Raw genomic sequence first — 2,083 nt, 5'->3', positions numbered from 1 at the left:
ATGCTCTGTCAGGCTCCGCTCTGTGCGCTGCTTGGCTCTTGTGCTCCTTTCGCTACCGTCGCCGCAATGCCAAGCAACGCCTCCCGGTTGCTAGCGGTGGTCGCGGATGCCCGCTGGGTGCATACCCAAGCCTTGATGGCGACGAGGCAGGCCACCCTGCCCTCGTCACCCTCGATCACCTGTCCTTCGCGCGACGAGTATCTGTCGCTCAGGAATCGGCCCCACCCCATGCGGGGGCGCGCGACGCGCGCGAAGCGTAGGGCCGCTGTTCGGGCCGCGATCGCGTCGGTTTCGTCGGTGACCGCGCTCGGAGAGCGCCAGTAGCCGATCGTGTCCCTCATGGACCTGGGTAGCTGCATGACGCGGGCGCATTCGGGTATGACGTGGCGCCCATCGTGCCCTCCGATGGTGTCCACTCGGGCATCATTGCGAAGGCGTGGGACGAGCCTAAGGATGTTTCGCATGTCTCTCACCGCCTCCGCGTGGCTCGCCGGCCTGCCCGTGTAGCCTTTGGCCGCAGTGGCCGCCGCATCCAAGCCCGGCCACATGCATGGGCACTCGCGCATTGCTGCGACGAGAGGGTCGAGGTTGACCTCGGTGCCCGACGCGATTGCGACGAGCGGCACCCTCCACGGTAGCGGGCGCATCTGCAGCGCTGTCACAGCCTTGGATTTCGCCGTGGTCCCGGTGACCACGGTGTACTCTGATTCGCATATGGTCACCTTCTCGAAGCTGAGTTCGGGGGTGCGCATCTGGTCGATCACTCTGAGAGATGACGCGCACTGCAAATATGCTGCGCCAGCCCGTGCTGCCACGAAATTGTTGGGGTGATTGGTGAGGTGTTGGAATTCCAGGAAGATGTCGATGGGGATCATCTGTCCTACGGTGGGCTCGCCTGGGCCCGCCGCTGTCACTGCCAGCACCATCGGCGAGGCTCCGTCGATGTGGAGCCCCATGTATTCGCCTAGGGCTCTGTAGCCGAGGCGGACTGCCTTTGCTGCCGTCACACCACCTCGCGAGTGGCCCCCGGGTGGCTGCCCTTTGGCGTCCCGTTTGCGCTTGCGCTCCGTCGCGTCTGCAATCGCCGACTCCATACGGTCCTGCAGCGCGGCGCACGCCACGTCTGACGGTACCGGGTACACCTCCATGCCGTTGGCCTCCGCCCACTTCTTGTGGTAGCGTTGGGCCGCGATCATGCGCTTGATCACTGAGGCCCCTTTTGTGAGGAGGACGGCGCGTGCTGTGCTCGCGCGTCTCTCTTCGTCCATCACAGCAAGGACGGTCTGGCCGTCGACATGCAGCAAGAGGGCTTGTCGCCACTCCACTGGCATTTCTGCCATGAGGACGGAGACGAGTGCCTTCCGGTTGGCGTCCTCGATCTCCACCTGCGACAGTTGCAGGCGTGGTGCTCCCGTCGCGTCGGGGTGCCTCGTGGGTGCACGCCTTCCTGGGGAGAGCCTGTGGATCTGGGCCTTGCTCGCGCTAGCAAGCGCCAGGGCTTTGTGAGCCTCGGCTGGCATCAACCGGGCCGCTGGGTCGGGGTCGCCGGTCTGAGGTGCCGCAGCCTGGGCCGCAGGGGGCGGTCCGGGCAAGGAGGCGCTCGCAGCGTCCCTCGCCATGGCTAGGCATGCCCTGGCCTCGTTGCGGACGCACATGTGCCGCGCTGTGAGGGCTTCGGCTGCTGCTGCCGCAACAAACATCGCTGACTCGGGATCGATGTAGAGGCCGTGGGTGATATCGATCTGCATGAGCATACTGAGGTCTGGGATGTGAGGCTCCAGGTCCTCCGGGAGACCGTACGCCAGGAGGATCTGACGGACCATCCTCTGTTCTGCCTCCGGCGACATGGCCCTCATCTCTGGCTGTGCAGCCTGTTGGGTTGGTGTTTGCTGTACTGCTGCAGGTGACGCTTGTTCGACTGCCGGTGATGCTGCTGCTGATGGTGGGGAGGGCTCACTGTAGCCTCCTAGGGCAGCTGAGGCCGAGCCCTGCTGCTCCGCTCCAGTCGCTGCCTCGTCGTGGCGAGGCGAAAGAGCAAAGAGGTCAGGCTGGGCTGACACGCCACCAGGCGGGCTCTTGATAC

Annotated in this window: 1 protein-coding gene; it reads right to left on the bottom strand. The window is 65.1% G+C overall.

The window, feature by feature from the left end; all coding sequences use genetic code 11:
• Window positions 1-8: 8 nt before the first annotated feature.
• On the bottom strand, window positions 9-1,847 hold the full coding sequence (locus AC3LB0_RS05910; RefSeq protein WP_488650238.1) for a hypothetical protein: 1,839 nt from the start codon (window positions 1,845-1,847) through the stop codon (window positions 9-11).
• Window positions 1,848-2,083 lie beyond the last annotated feature (236 nt).

The organism is Candidatus Limnocylindrus sp. (assembly GCF_040397235.1).
GTDB lineage: Bacteria > Chloroflexota > Limnocylindria > Limnocylindrales > Limnocylindraceae > Limnocylindrus.
Note: the sequence above shows the minus strand (reverse complement) of the source record. Positions and strands in the feature narration are given on the sequence as shown.